The sequence below is a fragment of the Micromonospora sp. IBHARD003 genome, from assembly GCF_056106285.1.
Genome location: NZ_JBWBBX010000001.1, coordinates 2,886,530 through 2,904,848 on the forward strand (window position 1 = coordinate 2,886,530; position 18,319 = coordinate 2,904,848).

The 18,319-nt window shown below is 70.5% G+C and carries 14 protein-coding genes; 10 read left to right on the forward strand and 4 right to left on the reverse strand.

Annotation, left to right across the window (positions count from 1 at the left end; genetic code table 11):
* Window positions 1–170: 170 nt before the first annotated feature.
* The 9 genes from ACTWOL_RS12910 (at window position 171) to ACTWOL_RS12950 (ending at window position 13,097) form a co-directional block, all read left to right on the forward strand.
* A complete protein-coding gene (locus ACTWOL_RS12910) occupies window positions 171–725 on the forward strand; it encodes a CGNR zinc finger domain-containing protein (RefSeq protein WP_474296806.1) in 555 nt (184 codons plus the stop codon).
* Between the two features lie 299 nt (window positions 726–1,024).
* Window positions 1,025–4,363 carry a S8 family serine peptidase gene (locus ACTWOL_RS12915; RefSeq protein ID WP_474296807.1) on the forward strand — a complete coding sequence of 1,113 codons (3,339 nt, stop codon included), beginning with the start codon at window positions 1,025–1,027 and terminating at the stop codon, window positions 4,361–4,363.
* Between the two features lie 203 nt (window positions 4,364–4,566).
* Window positions 4,567–5,595, forward strand: coding sequence for an aspartate-semialdehyde dehydrogenase (locus ACTWOL_RS12920; protein WP_474296808.1), 1,029 nt, complete (start codon window positions 4,567–4,569; stop codon window positions 5,593–5,595).
* 126 nt (window positions 5,596–5,721) lie between these two features.
* Complete coding sequence (gene pepN, locus ACTWOL_RS12925; RefSeq protein WP_474296809.1) at window positions 5,722–8,328, forward strand: aminopeptidase N; 2,607 nt, start codon at window positions 5,722–5,724, stop codon at window positions 8,326–8,328.
* A 205-nt stretch (window positions 8,329–8,533) separates the two neighbouring features.
* Window positions 8,534–10,177, forward strand: coding sequence for a sensor histidine kinase (locus ACTWOL_RS12930; RefSeq protein ID WP_474301151.1), 1,644 nt, complete (start codon window positions 8,534–8,536; stop codon window positions 10,175–10,177).
* Window positions 10,174–10,611: a roadblock/LC7 domain-containing protein gene (locus tag ACTWOL_RS12935; protein ID WP_474296810.1), complete on the forward strand. Its 438-nt coding sequence runs from the start codon at window positions 10,174–10,176 to the stop codon at window positions 10,609–10,611. Before ACTWOL_RS12930 ends, ACTWOL_RS12935 begins: the two co-directional genes overlap by 4 nt.
* The gene (locus tag ACTWOL_RS12940; protein WP_474296811.1) at window positions 10,608–10,970 is read left to right on the forward strand and encodes a DUF742 domain-containing protein; all 363 of its coding nucleotides are present in this window, start codon (window positions 10,608–10,610) and stop codon (window positions 10,968–10,970) included. Before ACTWOL_RS12935 ends, ACTWOL_RS12940 begins: the two co-directional genes overlap by 4 nt.
* Complete coding sequence (locus tag ACTWOL_RS12945; protein WP_474296812.1) at window positions 10,951–11,577, forward strand: GTP-binding protein; 627 nt, start codon at window positions 10,951–10,953, stop codon at window positions 11,575–11,577. The genes ACTWOL_RS12940 and ACTWOL_RS12945 overlap by 20 nt, the downstream gene beginning before the upstream one ends.
* A gap of 416 nt (window positions 11,578–11,993) precedes the next feature.
* Window positions 11,994–13,097, forward strand: a complete 1,104-nt coding sequence (locus ACTWOL_RS12950) for a selina-4(15),7(11)-diene synthase (RefSeq protein WP_474296813.1) — start codon at window positions 11,994–11,996, stop codon at window positions 13,095–13,097.
* Between the two features lie 93 nt (window positions 13,098–13,190).
* Here ACTWOL_RS12950 and ACTWOL_RS12955 read toward each other — a convergent pair whose 3' ends face one another.
* On the reverse strand, window positions 13,191–13,865 hold the full coding sequence (locus tag ACTWOL_RS12955; RefSeq protein ID WP_474296814.1) for a hypothetical protein: 675 nt from the start codon (window positions 13,863–13,865) through the stop codon (window positions 13,191–13,193).
* Window positions 13,866–14,281: 416 nt separating this feature from the next.
* Between ACTWOL_RS12955 and ACTWOL_RS12960 the strand changes: the two genes are divergently transcribed.
* Window positions 14,282–15,493: a S8 family peptidase gene (locus ACTWOL_RS12960; protein ID WP_474296815.1), complete on the forward strand. Its 1,212-nt coding sequence runs from the start codon at window positions 14,282–14,284 to the stop codon at window positions 15,491–15,493.
* A gap of 118 nt (window positions 15,494–15,611) precedes the next feature.
* Here the strand turns inward: ACTWOL_RS12960 and ACTWOL_RS12965 are convergent, their stop codons facing one another.
* From ACTWOL_RS12965 to ACTWOL_RS12975, 3 genes are read right to left on the reverse strand one after another with little or no spacing between them, the layout of a single operon-like run.
* Complete coding sequence (locus tag ACTWOL_RS12965) at window positions 15,612–15,851, reverse strand: hypothetical protein (protein WP_474296816.1); 240 nt, start codon at window positions 15,849–15,851, stop codon at window positions 15,612–15,614.
* Between the two features lie 20 nt (window positions 15,852–15,871).
* Window positions 15,872–18,010 (reverse strand): 4-alpha-glucanotransferase, encoded by a 2,139-nt coding sequence (malQ, locus tag ACTWOL_RS12970; RefSeq protein ID WP_474296817.1) that lies wholly within the window; start codon window positions 18,008–18,010, stop codon window positions 15,872–15,874.
* Complete coding sequence (locus tag ACTWOL_RS12975) at window positions 18,011–18,235, reverse strand: hypothetical protein (protein WP_474296818.1); 225 nt, start codon at window positions 18,233–18,235, stop codon at window positions 18,011–18,013.
* Between the last annotated feature and the right edge of the window lie 84 nt (window positions 18,236–18,319).

The window sequence follows — 18,319 nt, forward strand, 5'->3', positions numbered from 1 at the left end:
GGTGGCGCCGTGCGGGTGCACGAAAACCGGTCGTCCGGAAGAAGTCGCAGGCCGGGAGGCCGAGGCACAACCGGAAGCAACTAACCTTCTAAGTGGAATTTAGGGGTTAATCAGAGGAAGGTCAACCGCTCACGTACCCTTGACGGGTTAGTCGAGACTGGGAGCCCTCCATGACCGCGTCCGCCGTTGCCCCCGATCCGCGTCCGCTCACCGGCGAACCCGTCTCTCTGGACCTGCTCAACACCCGGTGGATGCAGGAGGACGCCGAGCAGGACCTGCTCGTCTCGGACGGCGGTCTGCGCATCTGGCTGGCCGGCAACGGCCTCGACGGCCGCTTCCGCGCGGACCGCGCCACACTGGAGAAGACCCTCGCCGCCCGTGACGCGCTGGCCGCGGCCGTCGACTCCCCCGGGGACGCCGCCGCGGCGGCCCGGGTCGACGCCGTGCTGGACCACGGGCGGATCCGGGCGACGCTCACCGCCGAAGGGCCAGGCGAGCGGGCGGAGTTCGACGATCCGGCCTGGGGCCCGGGCTGGATCGCCGCGCGGGACTATCTGGAGCTGCTGCGCACCGCGCCCGACCGGATCCGTGCCTGCGCCCATGACGCCTGCATCCTGCACTTCTTCGACACTTCGCGGAACGGCACCCGCCGCTGGTGCTCCATGGCGCTGTGCGGCAACCGCGCGAAGGCGTCCCGGCATTACGCGCGCACCCGCGAGAGCTGATTACCGGCCGAACCGCGTATCGGAGCACATGGCGGGGCCGATTCCAGGAGCCCCGGCGGGACCGGCACCACTGATCGGGAATCCCCCGGGTCAACCCTTGCGCACCCTAGAAACCCGACTTCCCGAATGCCGGGTATCAGGACGTTCGTCCCCTCGGCGCGCGTCACGCCAGTGGCGGATGTATGCCATGGACCCTTCCCTCCTCCGCCAACTCTCCACAAACCCCTGTCTCTTGCGAAAGGCTGAGCGGTCATCCGGTACCGAAATCCGGACCCTCTCTTTCACAAACAGGGATGTAGATGACCCCCGATTCCCAGAGCTCCATATCCGGGCCGAGACGCGCGGCCCGTGTGGCAGCGGCGGCCGGCCTCGTGGCCGCGCTGGTCACCACCGGCGTCGTGCCCGCCTTCGCGGCGACGGCCGACGACCCGGTCGGCTCCGCCCCCGTGAAGTCCGCGGGCTCCGACAAACTGGGGGCGGCCGACGCCGACCTCCTCGAGAAGGCCGAGGCCAAGGGCGAGAAGACCGTCACCCTGATGGTCGCCACCGCGCCCGGCCAGACCGAGCAGGTCGCCGCCCAGCTCGACGCCGTTCAGGGCGCCTCGGTCGGCAAGGTCTACGACAAGCTCGGCTACGTCCGCGCCACCGTGCCCACCGGCAGGGCGGAGGCCGCGATCAAGGCGGCCACCAAGCTCCCCAGCGTCCACGGCATCGATCTCAAGCACGAGATCAAGCTGGACGACCCGACGCCCGCGGGCGACCGGCCGGGCGGGATCGCCACCTCGCCGAACGCCAAGGCGAGCGGCAAGGCCGGGACCGCCGGCAGCTACCCGGCCCCGGACGCCAAGACGCCCGCGAAGAACCCGTACAACCCGTCCTTCGAGACGGGCGCGGTGAAGTTCGTCCAGGACCACCCGAAGTACGACGGCCGCGGTGTGACCATCGGCATCATGGACTCGGGCGTCGACCTCGGGCACCCGGCGCTGCAGAAGACCAGCACCGGCGAGCGCAAGATCGTCGACTGGGTGACCGCCACGGACCCGATCACGGACAACGACGGGACCTGGCGCCCCCAGATCGCCCCGGTCGCCGGCCCGGTGTTCACCAGCGCCGGCAGCACGTGGAAGGCGCCGGCCGGCTCGTACCAGTTCAGCCGGTTCACCGAGTCGATCACCGCCAACGGTGACATGAAGGGCGACGTCAACCGCGACGGCGACACCACCGACCGGTTCGGGCTGCTCTACGACCCGGCCGCGGGCACCGTCCGCGTCGACACCGACCAGGACGGCGACTTCACCAACAACGCCCCGATGAAGCCGTACAAGGACGGCTACCAGATCGGGTACTTCGGCACGGACAACGCGGCGACCGACGTCGCCGAGCGGATCCCGTTCGTGATCGAGATCCGCAAGGACGTGCCCATGGACCCGCTGGGCGGCGACTGGGTCGGCAAGAAGGCCGACTTCGTCAACGTCGGCATCATCGAGTCCGAGCACGGCACCCACGTCGCGGGCATCACCTCCGCCAACGGCCTGTTCGGCGGGAAGATGAACGGCGCGGCGCCCGGCGCCAAGCTGGTCTCGTCCCGTGCCTGCTCCTGGAGCGGCGGCTGCACCAACGTGGCGCTGACCGAGGGCATGGCCGACCTGGTCATCAACCGCGGTGTGGACATCGTCAACATGTCCATCGGCGGTCTGCCGGCGCTCAACGACGGCAACAACGCCCGTGCGGAGCTCTACACCCGGCTCATCGACGAGTACGGCGTGCAGCTGGTCATCTCGGCGGGCAACGAGGGTCCCGGAATCAACACCATCGGCGACCCCGGTCTGGCCGACAAGGTGATCTCCGTCGGCGCCGCGGTCTCCAAGGAGACCTGGGCCGCGAACTACGGCTCGGTCGTGGACAAGGCGTACGCCATGTTCCCGTTCTCCTCGCGCGGTCCGCGTGAGGACGGCGGCTTCACCCCGACCATCACCGCCCCCGGCGCCTCGATCAACACCATCCAGACCTGGCTGCCGGGCGCCCCGGTCGCCGAGGCCGGATACAAGCTGCCGGCCGGTTACGGGATGCTCCAGGGCACCTCGATGTCCTCGCCGCAGGCGGCGGGCGCGAGCGCGCTGCTGCTCTCCGCGGCCAAGCAGCGCAAGATCGACCTGGCTCCGGCGGAGCTGCGCACGGCGCTGACCAGCACCGCCAAGCGGATCAGCGGTATGGCGGCGCACGAGCAGGGCTCCGGCCTGATCGACATCCCGGGTGCCTGGGAGGCCGTCAGGGCCGGTGCGACCGCCCACGAGTACGCCGTGAAGGCTCCGGTCGACACCGCGATCGACCAGTTCCTGAAGACCCCGGGCTTCGGCACCGGTCTGTACGACCGTGAGGGCGGCCTCAAGACCGGCCAGAAGAAGTCGTACTCGATCACCGTCACCCGGACCACCGGTCCGGACCGTCCGATCCGGCACGAGCTGGACTGGAAGTACAACGACGGCACCTTCGACCTGCCGGGTACCGGCTCCGTCATGCTGCCGCTGGACAAGCCGGTCACGATCAAGGTCGACGCGAAGCCCCGCACCGCCGGTGTGCACAGCGCCATCCTCGAGCTGGACGACGTCCGTACCGAGGGCGTGGACCGCCAGATCCTCAGCACGGTCGTGGTCTCCCAGCAGCTGGCCAAGCCGGGCTTCGCGTACTCCGCGTCCGGCTCCGTGCAGCGCAACAGCCACAAGTCGTACTTCGTGACCGTTCCCGAGGGTGCCAAGACCCTCGAGGTCGCGCTCGGCGGGCTGAAGGACAAGAGCCAGACCCGCTTCATCTCGATCCACCCGTACGGTGTGGGCGTCGAGGACAGCGCCACGATCAACTGCTACCCGAACTACACCAACCCGGCCAACACCTGCCGCCCCGACCTGCGGTCGTACGCCGACCCGCAGCCGGGTGTCTGGGAGATCGAGGTCGAGTCCCGCCGTACGTCCCCGCTGCTGGACAACCCGTACCGGCTGGACGTCTCGGTGCTCGGCGCGGCGTTCGACCCGGCCGTGAAGACCCTCCCCGAGGCCAAGGTCGGCACCCCGGCCAAGGTCGACTGGAAGGTGTCCAACGGCTTCGCCGCCCTCGAGGGCAAGCTGAAGGGCGGCTCGCTGGGCTCGGCGAAGGTGACCCGTCCGACGATCGCCAACCACGCGACGCAGGAGAGCACCGTCACCGTCGGTGAGGGTGTCGAGCGTCTCGACGTCGCCATCGGCGGTGTCTCCGACACCGCAGCCGACCTCGACCTGGAGGTCTGGCTGGGCGACAAGCAGGTCGGCACGTCCGCGGACGGCGACTCGGAGGAGGCGGTCAGCCTGTCCAAGCCCGCCGCCGGTACGTACACGATCAAGGTCGTCGGCTACTCCGTTCCCAGCGGCAGCACCGCGTACGACTACCGGGACGCGTACTTCGCGTCCTCCCTCGGCACGGTCAAGGTCGACGAGGCCCAGTCCGTGAAGCTCGCCAACGGTGCGTCGGCGCAGGTCGCCGCCGAGGTCGTGGTGGGCAGCGCGGCGCCCGAGGGCCGGCAGTTCTTCGGCGAGGTGCAGCTGCTGAACGCCCGCGGAACCGCCGCGGGCAGCGGCAGCGTCGTGATCGAGAAGGTCACTCCGTAACGATGTGAACCGGGTGTGACCTACAGCACTCGGAGGGCGGGCGTCCGTGGGGCGCCCGCCCTTTCGTCGTGTGAGCAGGAGCATGCGTCCCGCCCCTCGGACAATGGATTGGACAAGTCGGCCGGGGACATACGCATCATGGAAGACACCCAGGCCACAGGCCGGACCGGCCACGCAGGCCGCACAAGGTACGGAGGAGTCCCGTGAAGGTCGGAATCGTCGGAGCCACCGGGCAGGTCGGCACGGTCATGCGCAAGATCCTCGCCGAGCGGAAGTTCCCGGTCGACGAGCTCCGGCTGTTCGCCTCGGCCAGGTCTGCGGGCTCCACGATCGAGTGGCAGGGCCGGGACATCACCGTCGAGGACGCCACCACCGCGGACTACACCGGCCTGGACATCGTGCTCTTCTCGGCCGGTGGCGCCACCTCCAAGGCGCTCGCCGAGAAGGTCGCCTCCCACGGCGCCGTCGTGATCGACAACTCCTCGGCCTGGCGACGTGACCCCGAGGTGCCGCTCGTGGTCTCCGAGGTCAACCCGCACGCGATCAAGGACCGCCCCAAGGGCATCATCGCCAACCCGAACTGCACGACGATGGCCGCGATGCCCGTGCTGAAGCCGCTGCACCGGGAAGCCGGTCTGGTCGCCATGGTCGCCACGACCTACCAGGCCGTGTCGGGCTCGGGCCTCGCGGGCGTCGCCGAGCTGCGCGACCAGGCGTGCGCGGTCGCCGAGAAGGCCGACCGGCTGGCGTACGACGGCGAGGCCGTCGCGTTCCCCGAGCCGGGCGTCTACAAGCGCCCGATCGCCTACAACGTGCTGCCGCTGGCCGGCAGCATCGTGGACGACGGCTCCTTCGAGACCGACGAGGAGCAGAAGCTCCGCAACGAGTCCCGCAAGATCCTGGAGATCCCGGAGCTGAAGGTCTCCGGCACCTGTGTCCGGGTTCCCGTCTATTCCGGCCACTCCCTCCAGGTCAACGCGCGCTTCGCCCGTCCGGTCAGCGTCGAGCGCGCCTACGAGCTGCTCAAGGACGCGGAGGGCGTCGAGCTCTCCGAGATCCCCACCCCGCTGCAGGCGGCGGGCAAGGACGTCTCGTACGTGGGCCGGATCCGGGTGGACGAGACCGTGGACCACGGCCTCGCCCTCTTCCTCTCCGGCGACAATCTCCGCAAGGGCGCCGCGCTGAACGCGGTGCAGATCGCGGAGCTGGTGGCGGCCGAGCTGGGGGCCTGACCCCGTTCCCGATCCGGGGCGGTCCGTGCACGTACGCGTGCACGGGCCGCCCCGGCTGCTTGCCGTGTTCTCACGCTCGGGCACCGTGGCGTTACTCGGGTGAACGGCGCCCTGCTCCGTGGAAGGATGGCCGGAAACGTCACATACCGAGGAGATGACCGGGTGCCTGGCACAAACCTGACCCGTGAAGAGGCGCAAGAGCGAGCGCGTCTGCTCACCGTTGACTCGTACGAGATCGATCTCGATCTCACCGGGGCGCAGGAGGGCGGCACCTACCGGTCCGTGACCACCGTGCGCTTCGGCTCCGCGCGGGACGGGGCGGAGACCTTCATCGATCTTGTCGCGCCGGCCGTCCACGAGGTCGTGCTGAACGGCAAGTCTCTGGACGTCGCCGCGGTCTTCCGGGACTCCCGGATCGCGCTGGCGCATCTGCACGCGGGCCCGAACGAGCTCAGGGTCGTCGCGGACTGCGCGTACACCAACACCGGCGAGGGTCTGCACCGGTTCGTCGACCCCGTCGACAACCAGGCCTACCTCTACACCCAGTTCGAGGTGCCCGACGCCCGCCGGGTGTTCGCCTCCTTCGAGCAGCCGGACCTCAAGGCCACCTTCCAGTTCACCGTGAAGGCGCCCGACGGCTGGAGCGTGATCTCCAACTCGCCGACCCCGGAGCCGAAGGACAACGTCTGGCACTTCGAGCCGACGCCGCGGATCTCCACGTACATCACGGCGCTGATTGTCGGCCCGTACCACTCGGTGCACAGCTCGTACGAGAAGGACGGGCAGAGCGTGCCCCTCGGCATCTACTGCCGTCCCTCGCTCGCCGAGTACCTGGACGCGGACGCGATCTTCGAGGTCACCCGGCAGGGCTTCGACTGGTTCCAGGAGAAGTTCGACTACGCCTACCCATTCGCCAAGTACGACCAGCTCTTCGTCCCGGAGTTCAACGCGGGCGCGATGGAGAACGCCGGTGCGGTGACCATCCGCGACCAGTACGTGTTCCGCTCCAAGGTGACGGACGCGGCGTACGAGGTGCGGGCGGAGACGATCCTGCACGAGCTCGCGCACATGTGGTTCGGCGATCTGGTCACCATGGAGTGGTGGAACGACCTGTGGCTGAACGAGTCGTTCGCCACCTACACGTCCATCGCCTGCCAGGCCTACGCGCCGGGCTCCAGGTGGCCGCACGCCTGGACCACGTTCGCGAACTCGATGAAGACCTGGGCGTACCGGCAGGACCAGCTGCCGTCCACGCACCCGATCATGGCCGAGATCCGCGATCTCGACGATGTCCTGGTCAACTTCGACGGCATCACCTACGCCAAGGGCGCGTCGGTGCTCAAGCAGCTCGTCGCGTACGTCGGGATGGACGAGTTCTTCCGCGGCGTGCAGGCGTACTTCAAGCAGCACGCGTTCGGCAACACCCGGCTCACGGATCTGCTGGGCGCGCTGGAGGAGACCAGCGGCCGGGATCTGAAGACCTGGTCGAAGGCGTGGCTCGAGACCGCGGGGATCAACGTCCTGCGCCCGGTGATCGACACGGACGCGTCCGGTGCCATCACCTCCTTCGCCGTCAAGCAGGAGGCTCCGGCGCTGCCTGCCGGTGCCAAGGGCGATGCGGTGCTGCGCCCGCACCGGATCGCCGTCGGCTTCTACGACCTGGACGGGGCCGGGAAGCTGGTGCGCACCGAGCGCGTCGAGCTGGACGTCGACGGCGAGCTCACGGCCGTACCCGAGCTGGTGGGCAAGCGGCGACCCGCGGTCGTGCTGCTGAACGACGACGACCTGTCGTACGCCAAGGTGCGTCTGGACGACGAGTCGCTGAAGACCGTCACCGAGCACCTGGGCGACTTCGCCGAGTCGCTGCCGCGTGCGCTGTGCTGGGCGTCGGCCTGGGACATGACCCGCGACGGCGAGCTCGCCACCCGCGACTATCTGTCGCTGGTGCTGTCGGGCATCGCCAAGGAGTCGGACATCGGCGTCGTCCAGTCGCTGCACCGCCAGGTGAAGGTGGCGATCGACCTGTACGCCTCGCCCGAGTGGCGCGACGCGGGCCTGACGCAGTGGACGGACGCGACGCTGGCGCATCTGCGTGCGGCAGAGCCCGGCAGCGACCACCAGCTGGCGTGGGCCCGGGCGTTCGCGGCGACCGCGCGCACCCCGCAGCAGCTCGATCTGCTGCAGGCGCTGCTGGAGGACCGCGAGACGATCGAGGGTCTGGTCGTGGACACCGAGCTGCGCTGGGCGTTCGTGGAGCGTCTCGCGGCGACCGGGGTCTTCGACGAGGAGGAGATCGCGGGCGAGCTCGAGCGCGACAGGACGGCCGCCGGCGAGCGCCACGCGGCGACGGCGCGTGCGGCACGTCCGACGCCGGAGGCGAAGGCGGAGGCGTGGGCTTCCGTCGTCGAGTCGGGCACGCTGCCGAACGCGGTACAGGAAGCGGTCATCGGCGGCTTCGTCCAGACGGATCAGCGTGAGCTGCTCGCTCCGTACTCGGAGAAGTTCTTCACGGTGGTGAAGGACGTGTGGGAGTCCCGCTCGCACGAGCTGGCTCAGCAGGTCGCGGTTGGCCTGTATCCCTCGCTCCAGGTGTCCCGGGCGACGCTCGATGCGACCGATGAATGGCTGGATTCAGCCGGTCCGAATGCGGCGCTGCGGCGGCTTGTTTCGGAGTCCCGAGCAGGCGTCGAACGGGCTCTGAAGGCCCGGGAAGCGGATGCCGCAGCGGCCTGACCTGCTGGGCTGAGCCGCCGGGTGCCACACCGCGAAGGGCGTTCCGGACCGTTTCGGTCCGGGGCGCCCTTCGTCGTACGCGACCGGCGGTAACCCACGTGGTGTCTGAAGTGTGACCCGATGTCAACAAGCCTGCTTCTGAACGACTATGCTCCCTCACCGTTGCCATGTGATCGTTCCCGTTCGAATCGTTTTGAGGGTGCTGATGGTCCGTGAGGAATCGTCGCCCGGGAGTGGCAGTCCGCGTACTGCGGCCCCTCTCGGGTGGCTGCTGCCCGCCGCTCTGACAGCCGTCGTCACCGCCGTCGCGGTGCCGCTGGTCGTCGCTGCGGCCCGTGTCCCCGTCGCAGTCGTCGGTGCCGTCGCCACGGTCGTGGTCGCCGCACTCGGCGCGGAGATCTCCCGCCGGGGCAAGGCCATCGACGCGCTTCGCCGCACCGTCGAGGAACGCGACGGCGTCCTGGCGTACCACGCGGCCGAGACCTCGCACCTCGCGGGGGCACTGCTCCCGGACGTCGTGGAGCGGCTGCGCACGGGAGAGTTCCCGGAGGAGGTGCTGGCATCGGTCCACGCCCCGGAGGCGCACCACGGCGTCGTGAGGACCGTCGTCGACGCGGTCGTCGCGGAGGAGGAGCTGCGTGACTCCGCGCAGCGCGCCTTCGTGAACATCGCCCGGCGTGTCCAGGCCATCGTCCACCAGCAGGCCCAGGAACTGCGGGAGATGGAGGACCGGCACGGCAGCACGCCCCAGGTCTTCGGCGATCTGCTCCGGCTGGACCACGGCACCGCGCTCATCGGGCGGCTGGCCGACTCGATCGCCGTGCTCGGTGGCGCACGCCCGGGACGCCAGTGGGGCCGCGCCGTGCCGCTCTACAGCGTGATGCGCGGCGCCATGTCGCGGATCATCGACTACCAGCGGGTCGAGTTGCACTCCGTCTCCGAGGTGGCGGTCACGGGCCCCGCCGTCGAGCCGCTGATCCATGCGCTGGCCGAGCTCCTCGACAACGCGACGCGCTACTCACCGCCGCAGACCAAGGTCCATCTGACCGCCGTCGACGTCCAGTCGGGCATCGCGGTCGAGATCGAGGACGGCGGCGTCAGCATGAGCGAGGAGGCCCGTCGGCGGGCCGAGCGCATGCTGCAGCAGGCCCAGCAGGGCATCGACCTCACCGACCTCGGGGAGACGCCGCGGCTGGGCCTCGCCGTGGTCGGCCGGCTCGCCCAGGCGTACGGCTTCCAGGTCTCCCTGCGTTCCTCCGCGTACGGCGGTGTCCGCGCGGTCATCATCGTCCCGCAGGAACTGATCACCACCGCCGCGTCCGCGACCGGTATCGCGCACGGCATCGGAGCGTCGTCCAGGCCCCGCGCCACGCTCCCGACCACTCCCGCCGTTCCCGCGCAGCGTCAGGAGTCGTCTCATGACCCACGCCATGACCCACGCCATGACCCACGCCACGAACCACGTCACCAGCCACGTCACGAACCACGCCGCGACCCGCTCCACGACCCGCTCCATGAGCCACGCCACGAATCTCACCAACAGCCTCGCTACGAGCAGTCTCACCACGATCCGTATCGTGAATCGCGCCCGATGACCGGACCGGTGCCGCCGGACGACATCCCCGTGGTGACCGAGCGGTCGGCGGGCGGTCTGCCACAGCGCCGCCGCAGGCGGCTCTCGGCGCCCGCGACGGGTTCCGCATCCGCCTCACAACCGGCTCCCACACCCATCTCGGCTCCCGACCAAGAGCCCACACCTCAGGTGCAGCCCGGAATGTGGCTGGCCGCCTTCCAGAGCGGTCTCTCCGGCGAGTCCACCGACGCCAGCAAGGGGAACACGCAGCCATGATTCAGCAGCAGGCCAATATGGACTGGATGCTCAAGGACCTCGCGGAGGGAGTACCGCAGACCAGGCACGTGGTCGTACTCTCCGCCGACGGTCTGCGCATGGCCCAGTACGGCACCGACACCGACACCGCCGACCGGCTCGCCGCCGCCTGTGCGGGGCTGCAGTCCCTCGCGGGTGCGGTGGCCGCCGAACTCCCCTACAGCGAAGGGCGGATGCGGCTCGTCGTCATCGAGATGGACGGCGGCTTCTTCTATCTGATGGCCGCCGGCGCGGGCGCGTTCCTCGCGGTCCTCGCGGACGAGGGTGTGGACGCGGGGCTGATGGGACAGCGGATGCGGGACCTGGTGCTGAGGATCGGCGAGCACCTGACGAGTCCGCCGCGGCTCGCCGGCAGTTATCCGGGCGATGTCGCCGGCGGAGGGCTGGCCAGGTGAGCCACCCGGGCGGTGGCGGCTGGGAAGAGGAGAGTCCCGAACGGCTCTACGTGATCACGGGCGGCCGCAGTACCTCGTCCGCCCCCGTCTCGCTCGACCTGGTCACACTGATCGTGGCCAGGTCACAGCCCAAGCCCGGTATGCCGCCGGAGCACACGGCGATCATCGAGCTGTGCCAGGCGCCGTTGTCGGTGGCCGAGATCTCCGCCTACACGAGCCTGCCGGTCAGCGTCGTCACCATCCTGCTCGGCGATCTGCTCGCCGACAGCCGGGTGATCGCCCGTGCGCCCGTTCCCCCCGCCCGACTCCCCGACCGCGCGTTGATTGAGGCAGTGATCGATGGACTTCAGAAGCTCTGAGCAGCCTGCGCGGACCGCCGGGCCACGGAGCGAGGACGTGCTGCCGGCGACGGCCGCCGCCGCCGTCAAGGTGGTGGTCGTGGGCGGATTCGGCGTGGGCAAGACGACCCTGGTCGGATCGGTCAGCGAGATACGTCCGCTGACCACCGAGGAGACGATGACCCAGGCGGGTGTCGGCATCGACGACACCGAGGGCATCGGCAGCAAGACCTCGACGACCGTCGCGATGGACTTCGGCCGGATCAGCATCAACGACGAACTGGTGCTGTACCTCTTCGGCACCCCCGGCCAGGAGCGCTTCTGGTTCCTGTGGCGCGGCCTGTTCGAAGGTGCGCTGGGCGCGGTCGTCCTGGTGGACACCCGGCGTCTCGAGGTCAGTTTCGACGTCATCGGCCGGCTGGAGGAGCGGGGCGTACCGTTCGTCGTGGCCGTCAACTCCTTCCCGAACGCGCCCGGTTATCCGCTGGAAGAGCTTCGGGGGGCACTGGATCTGCCGGACTCGGTGCCCATCGTTGCCTGTGACGCACGGCTGCGTGAGTCCAGCCGGGACGTCCTGATGGCGCTGATGCGCTACCTCCAGTCGCTGGCCATGACCCAGGCTTCCTGACACTTCCCGGTCCGCTGCCCCGGGTTCCGGACGCGGCGGACCGGGCGCACTCGTGAGGCGCTGCGCCCTTCGGCGCCCGCCCTGCGCAGCCGGTACCGCGGGCCCGTCAGGGCCCCGTACCCGGCCGGTCCTTCTTGCCTCGATCGCCGTCCGGCCACCCCTCCCGCGGTCGCATCCGGCCTGTCCGGATCATCCGGGCTGTCCGGATCGCCACCCGGCTTTCATCAGACTTGGCGTATTTCCCAGGCAGTTGCGGACACATGGCGATCAGAGATGGCCGAAAGACGCCCTATTGGTTCCAGCCTCGCAGCTGAGTACGATGCGCAATTGTTGATCACTACTGGTGAGCAAGTGCTCCGTGTGACAACTGAGATGACGACCCCTCATGCACCGTTTTGACTGAGAGGAAGGCCGACGTGGGGCCCGAGCTGATAGTTCCCCCGATCTTCTCTCCCATCGCCCCGGCGATCCACCCGAACCACGCCGACATCGATGTGCAGACCGCCGCCTGGGCGGAGACCTTCCGCATCGGCTCCGAGGAGCTGCGGGGCAAGCTCGTCAGACACGACATCGGCACGTTCTGCGCCCGGATCCTGCCGGAAGGCCGCGAGGAGGTCGTCTCCCTCCTGTCGGACTTCGTCCTGTGGCTGTTCGGCGTGGACGACGGTCACTGCGAGGAGGGCGAGCTCGGTCACCGGCCCGGTGAACTGGCCGGGATGCTCCACCGGTTGATCCGTGTCGCACAGAACCCCGAGACGTCGATGATGGACGAAGATCCGCTGGCCGTCGGCCTGCGCGATCTGCGGCTGAGGATCGACCGGTACGGCACCGCCGGCCAGGCGGCGCGCTGGGTGGACGCCCTGCGCGAATACTTCTTCTCGGTGGTGTGGGAGGCGGCGCACCGCCGCGCGGGCACCGTTCCGGGCCTGAACGACTACACGCTGATGCGCCTCTACGACGGGGCGACGTCCGTCGTGCTCCCGATGCTGGAGATGGGCCACGGCTACGAACTCCAGCCCCATGAGCGGGACCACACCGCGGTACGCGCGGCGGCGGAGATGGCGTCCTTCATCATCACGTGGGACAACGACATCTTCTCGTACCACAAGGAGCGCAACAGCAAGGCCTACTACCTCAACGCCCTGCGGGTGCTGGAGCAGGAGCACGGCCTCACCCCGGGTGAAGCCCTGGACCTGGCCATCAGCCAGCGGGACCGTGTGATGACGCTGTTCATGCGGCTGAGCGAGCAGCTGGCCGAGCAGGGCAGCCCGCAGCTGCGCCAGTACCTGTACAGCCTGGCGTGCTTCATACGCGGCGCCCAGGACTGGGGCATCAGTTCGGTGCGCTACACCACCCCCGAGGACCCGGCGAACATGCCGTCGGACTTCACGGACATCCCGACCGACGACAGCCACGAGCCACTCGGCATCCCCGCGATCGCCTGGTGGTGGAAGCTCGTGCCCGGCACCGTGCGGAACGGCACCGCGGCACCGGACCAGCCGCTGACCGCCCGGCTGTAGCGGGTTCCCGTACGAGCGTGGCCCTCACGGGTCCCTGCCGCACCGCGCGGAAGGCAGGGACCCGCGCATGGAACCGGTGCGCGCGACCGTGTGTCAGTACCGGCGGACGAAGGCCTTACCCGCCCGGCTGCCGTCGCCGCACGACTTCTTCTCGGCCGCGGTCATCTTGCGGCTCTTCACGACCACGGCGTTGTTCTTCCCCTCCGTGCCGTTCGCGGCCGGGCCGGTGACGGTGTCGTCGAAGAACCAGTAGTAGTGCCCCCACTTGGGGCTGTCGTAGTGGGTCTGCCAGGTGCCGGAGACCTTCTGCATCACCTGGGCCCGCGATATCCAGCCGACCTCACCGGGCTTCACGGTCATGTCGAGCGTGCTGCTCTCCGAGTGCTCGCTCGACCAGCTGCGGCTGTAGGTCGCCGTCACACTGAGGTCCACGATGCCGGCTATCTTGCCGCCCGCGGTCACCGAGACACCCAGCGAGTCCGTGGAACCCACCGCGTCACTCCAGGTCATGGACTGGGTGGCGGACGAGCTGCTGCAGTTGAAGAGCGAGTCGGAGACCTGGCGGAACTTCCCGAGGTAGGCCTTCCCGAGCACGGGCGAGTTGAAGGAGCACTTGCCCTCGCCCGAGGCGCAGTCCGCCTTCAGCTGCTCACGTGCCGGCTGCTCCTCGGCCGCCGCCGGGGCCGTGTTCGCCGCCGCCAGGGCGCAGACGACCGCGGCCGCGGCCAGTAAACGGCCGCCGTTCCGCAGAGCGCTGTGCATGGTCATTCAGGTGCCTTTCACTTGGTGCAGGGGGGTCGGTGAACCGCGTTGCAGGGCAGGGGAGTTGGCCGAGGGGCCGGGTTCCCTGCAGCGGATCCCGCCTGGTGCATGTGAGATTGTCTTAACAAGCGACGCAACTACGTCAAGAATTGGCACTGTTGTGATCGAGCTCACTCCGATGCGGCCGTCTGCGATCCCTGCGCACCGCGGCCCGGCGAAGCCGGGGACACGGAAGGCGCGGTGGCTTCGACCGGGCCCTCCGTCCGGCCACCACCAGGCCGAGGCGGTCCCGCGGTGGCGCCATACCCGCATCCCGGGCGATCGGCCACCGCTGGCAGGCGTTCGGCCGACAGGGGCTCAAGCAGCCGCGCGACCAGGTCGAAGAGAACGATGACCTGATCATCGTTCGGATTGGAGTACCCATGCGACTGTTCGCGCGCCGCTCCTCCACCGCTCTGCTCGCCGCCCTGGTCCTGGCCGCCCCCGGCACGGCCGTCGCACAGGACCGCGGGGCCGAGCCGAAGCCCGGCCCCGCGCCCCTGCACCGGGCGGACGAGCCGCTCAGAGGGAGCTACATCGTCTCTCTGAAGGCCGGCACCGACCCCGCCGCCGTCGCGCACCGGGCCGGCGTGAAGCCCCGCTACACCTACGACCGGGCCATGCACGGCTTCTCCGCACGGCTGAGCGCGAGCCAGCTGGCCGCGGTACGGCTGGTGCCCGGAGTGGCGGCGGTGGAGGAGGACTCGAGGGTGTCCGTCCACCGCGGGGAACCGCAACGGGCCGCCGGCACCGCGCGGCGCGGGTCGGTGGCGGCCTCGAGCTGGGGGCTCGACCGCGCCGACCAGCGCGCACTCCCCCTGGACGGCCAGTTCCGCACCACCGCCACCGGCAAGGGCGCCACCGTCTACGTCGTCGACACCGGGATCGACTACGCGCACAGCGAGTTCGGCGGACGGGCCGTGTTCGGATTCGACTCGGTCGGAGACGGCCGCCGGGGCCAGGACTGCGACGGTCACGGCACCCATGTGGCGGGCACGGCGGGCGGTGCGACCTACGGGGTCGCACCGCAGGCCACCCTGGTGAGCATCCGCGTCCTCGACTGCAACGGCTTCGGCGCCTGGTCCGGGATCATCGCCGGCTTCGACTGGGTGGCCCGCAACGCCCACCGGCCCGCCGTGCTGACGGCCTCGCTGGGCGGTGCCAGGTCGCCGTCCGTGAACAGCGCAGCCGACTCGGTCTACCGGAGCGGCGTCCTGCCCGTCTTCGCGGCGGGCAACTCCGCCGACGACGCCTGCCGCACCTCGCCCGCGAGCACGCCCCGCGCCGTCACGGTCGGCGCGACCGACCGTACGGACCACGAGGCGGACTTCAGCAACTACGGCACCTGCCTGGATCTCTACGCTCCCGGCAGTGAGATCGTCTCCGCACTGCGGGGCGGCGGCATCACCACGATGAGCGGCACCTCGATGGCCGCGCCGCACGTGGCGGGCGCGGCCGCGCTCTTCCGTGGCGCCCACCCGGAGGCCGGTCCCAAGAGCGTCGCCGACTGGCTCGTCAGAGAGGCCACCCCGAAGGTGATCCCGAACCTCTCGCCGGGCTCGCCCAACCGGCTGCTGTTCACCGGAGGGCTCTGACCCTCAGGTCCGCCCGGGGCGGGGCGGAGCCGGCCGGGCGACCTGCGGCCGGAACGGGTGAGGGCGCCGGACGGAGTACTTCCGTCCGGCGCCCTCACACATGGCTGTCTGTGGTGCGTCAGGCCTGCTTGCGGGGCCTGTCGGACTTGTCGAGCACCATCACCAGGCCGGCGATCACCAGGAACAGCACGATCGGCAGGACCACGTACAGGCCGACCGTCTCGACCACGCTCAGGCCGGGACCCGGGTCGTCACCGTCGTCGCGGGTCAGCGCGAGCGCGGGGGACGACATCAGCAGCATCATCAGCGTCGTACCGGCCGCCACGGCGCCGGCGCGCAGGGTGTTCTTCTTGTCCACGGTGCAAACGTAGCGAACCACTATGCGCGCCGCGCGCCCGGGGTGCCCGTACGGGATCCGGCGCCCTCGGGACCCCCTGACCGGAACACCTCCATCAGCGCGTGCAGCCGGGGCGAGGCCGACAGTGCCTCGAGCGTCAGCGGGTGGCCCTCCGCGTCGGCGACGGGCAGCCGCCAGTTCGGGTACTGGTCCCAGGTGCCGGGCAGATTCTGCGGTCTGCGGTCGCCCACGGCGTCCGGCAGCCAGATGCCCACCATGCGGGCGGGCGTGCGCCGCAGAAAACGGTAGACCGCGCGGACCTCGCCCTCCTCGTCGAGTCTCCCCTCCGGCAGCAGTCCGAGCCTGGTCAGATACGCCAGCCACTCGGCGACCTCCGCCGAGTCCTCCCTGCGCTCCTGCTCCAGCGGACGTGCGAGCAGCCCCAGCCGGTGGCGCAGCGCCACGTGCCCGCCGGTGAGACGGGCGGCAGTGGACGGCAGGTCATGGGTGGTCGCCGTGGCCACACAGCCCTCCCGCCAGCCTTCCGGCGGCAGGGGACGGCCCGACCCGGCCCAGTCGCGCTCGAACCACAGCACGGACGTCCCGAGGATCCCTCGGCGTGCGAGGGTCTCCCGGACACCCGCCTCGACCGTGCCGAGATCCTCCCCTATGACGACGGCGCCCGCCCGATGGGCCTCGAGCACCAGCACGGCGAGCATCGCCTCGGCGTCGTAGCGGACGTAGGTGCCGTCCGTCGGTTCGGCGCCGGCGGGCACCCACCAGAGCCGGAACAGCCCCATGACGTGGTCGAGCCGCAGGGCGCCCGCATGGCGCAGCAGCCCCCGCAGCAGACCGCGGTACGGGGCGTAGCCCGAGGCCGCGAGTGCGTCGGGCCGCCAGGGGGGCAGGCCCCAGTCCTGGCCCCGGGCGTTGAAGGCGTCCGGGGGCGCGCCGACCGACATCCCCCCGGCGAACACGTCCTGCTGCGCCCAGGCGTCCGCACCGCCCGGGTGGACGCCCACGGCCAGATCGTGGACGACCCCGACGGACATGCCCGCGTCCAGGGCGGCACGGGAGGCGGCGGCCAGCTGCTCGTCGGTCAGCCAGGCGAGCCGGCAGTGGAAGTCGACCCGGTCCATGAGCTCGCCGCGGGCCCTCGCCGTCTGGGTGGAGCGGGGGTCGCGCAGACCCGGGGGCCACGCGTGCCAGTCGGAGCCGTACACCTCCGCCAGCGCGCACCAGGTGGCGTGGTCGTCCAGCGCCTGGCCCTGTGCGGCCAGGAAATCGCAGTACGCGGCGCGCCTCCCGGGACCCAGCGGGACGCGCAGGACCAGCTCCAGCGCCTCGAGCTTGAGCGCCCACACGGCGTCACGGTCGATCAGCGCGCCCTTGTCCAGCACGGAGGCGCGCAGTCCGGCCGCCTTCCCGACCAGCTCGTCGAGCCGGACGCGGTCCTGGCCGGTGACGTACGCGCATTCCGGGATGTCCTCGATGCGCAGATGCACGGGATCGGGGAAGCGGCGGGAACTCGGGCGGTAGGGGGAGGGGTCGGTCGGCGCTCCCGGCACCGCCGCGTGCAGCGGATTCACCTGGACGAATCCGGCTCCCAGCGAGCGGCCCGCCCAGGCGGCGAGCTCCGCGAGGTCCCCGAGGTCGCCCATGCCCCAGGAACGTCCGGACAGCAGGGAGTAGAGCTGCACCAGGAATCCGTGCGTACGCTCCCGTGGCCGGGCCAGCAAGTCGGGAGCGACGACGAGGCCGGCCCGGGCCGTGCCGCCGTCCGTCCCGCTGACCTCCAGGTCGTGCACCCCGAGGGGCAGCCGGGCCCACGGGCAGTCCGTGCCGGGCTCGTCCGGGCGCGCGCCGCCGGCCGGCCGGGTCCGCCACTCCCGGATGCCACCGTCCTCCAGCCGCACCCGCACCAGCGCGCCCGGCGGGGGCGTGACCGGCGGCCCCGAGCCGCCGCGCCAGTGCACCACCGTCGTGGGAAGCACCCGGTCCGCGGCGGCGGCGTCGGCCGCGGCGAGCGCGGCCCGCACCGCTTCCGGTGTGGAGGCCTCGACGCCCAGCGCGGCGAGGACCGAGACCACCGTGGCCTCGGGGACCGGGACGGTGACGCCGGGGGACGGAGAGTGAGAGGTGGCGACACCGTGTAACGCGGCCAGGCGGGCCAGGCCCATTCAGACTCCTGGGGACTCCGAGCCGCCGGCCGGGCCGGGGGCGGTGGGTTCGCTGGTGAGGGGTGCGGCGACGGTGAGCGGGGGCTCACTGGTCAGGGGCGGGGCGACGGTGAGCGGGGGCTCACTGGTCAGCGGCGCGGTGCCGGACAGCGGAGGCTCGCTCGTGAGCGGGCCGGGCACCTGTTTGGACAGGGGGGTGGGCAGAAGCGGTGCGTAAGTGGCCACGGGTGGCCTCCTCGAGGTGGGCAACGGTTCAGTGCAGCCCTACCCAGCGGGCACGGCGGCAGACGTACGCCTGATATCAACGTG

Excerpts from the sequence above, each read along its gene's own strand:
- ACTWOL_RS12910 (WP_474296806.1), top strand. The coding sequence starts at position 171 with ATGACCGCGTCCGCCGTTGCCCCCGATCCGCGTCCGCTCACCGGCGAA.
- ACTWOL_RS12915 (WP_474296807.1), top strand. The coding sequence starts at position 1,025 with ATGACCCCCGATTCCCAGAGCTCCATATCCGGGCCGAGACGCGCGGCC.
- pepN (WP_474296809.1), top strand. The coding sequence starts at position 5,722 with ATGGCCGGAAACGTCACATACCGAGGAGATGACCGGGTGCCTGGCACA.
- ACTWOL_RS12930 (WP_474301151.1), top strand. The coding sequence starts at position 8,534 with ATGGTCCGTGAGGAATCGTCGCCCGGGAGTGGCAGTCCGCGTACTGCG.
- ACTWOL_RS12935 (WP_474296810.1), top strand. The coding sequence starts at position 10,174 with ATGATTCAGCAGCAGGCCAATATGGACTGGATGCTCAAGGACCTCGCG.
- ACTWOL_RS12945 (WP_474296812.1), top strand. The coding sequence starts at position 10,951 with ATGGACTTCAGAAGCTCTGAGCAGCCTGCGCGGACCGCCGGGCCACGG.
- ACTWOL_RS12955 (WP_474296814.1), bottom strand. The coding sequence starts at position 13,865 with ATGACCATGCACAGCGCTCTGCGGAACGGCGGCCGTTTACTGGCCGCG.
- ACTWOL_RS12960 (WP_474296815.1), top strand. The coding sequence starts at position 14,282 with ATGCGACTGTTCGCGCGCCGCTCCTCCACCGCTCTGCTCGCCGCCCTG.
- malQ (WP_474296817.1), bottom strand. The coding sequence starts at position 18,010 with ATGGGCCTGGCCCGCCTGGCCGCGTTACACGGTGTCGCCACCTCTCAC.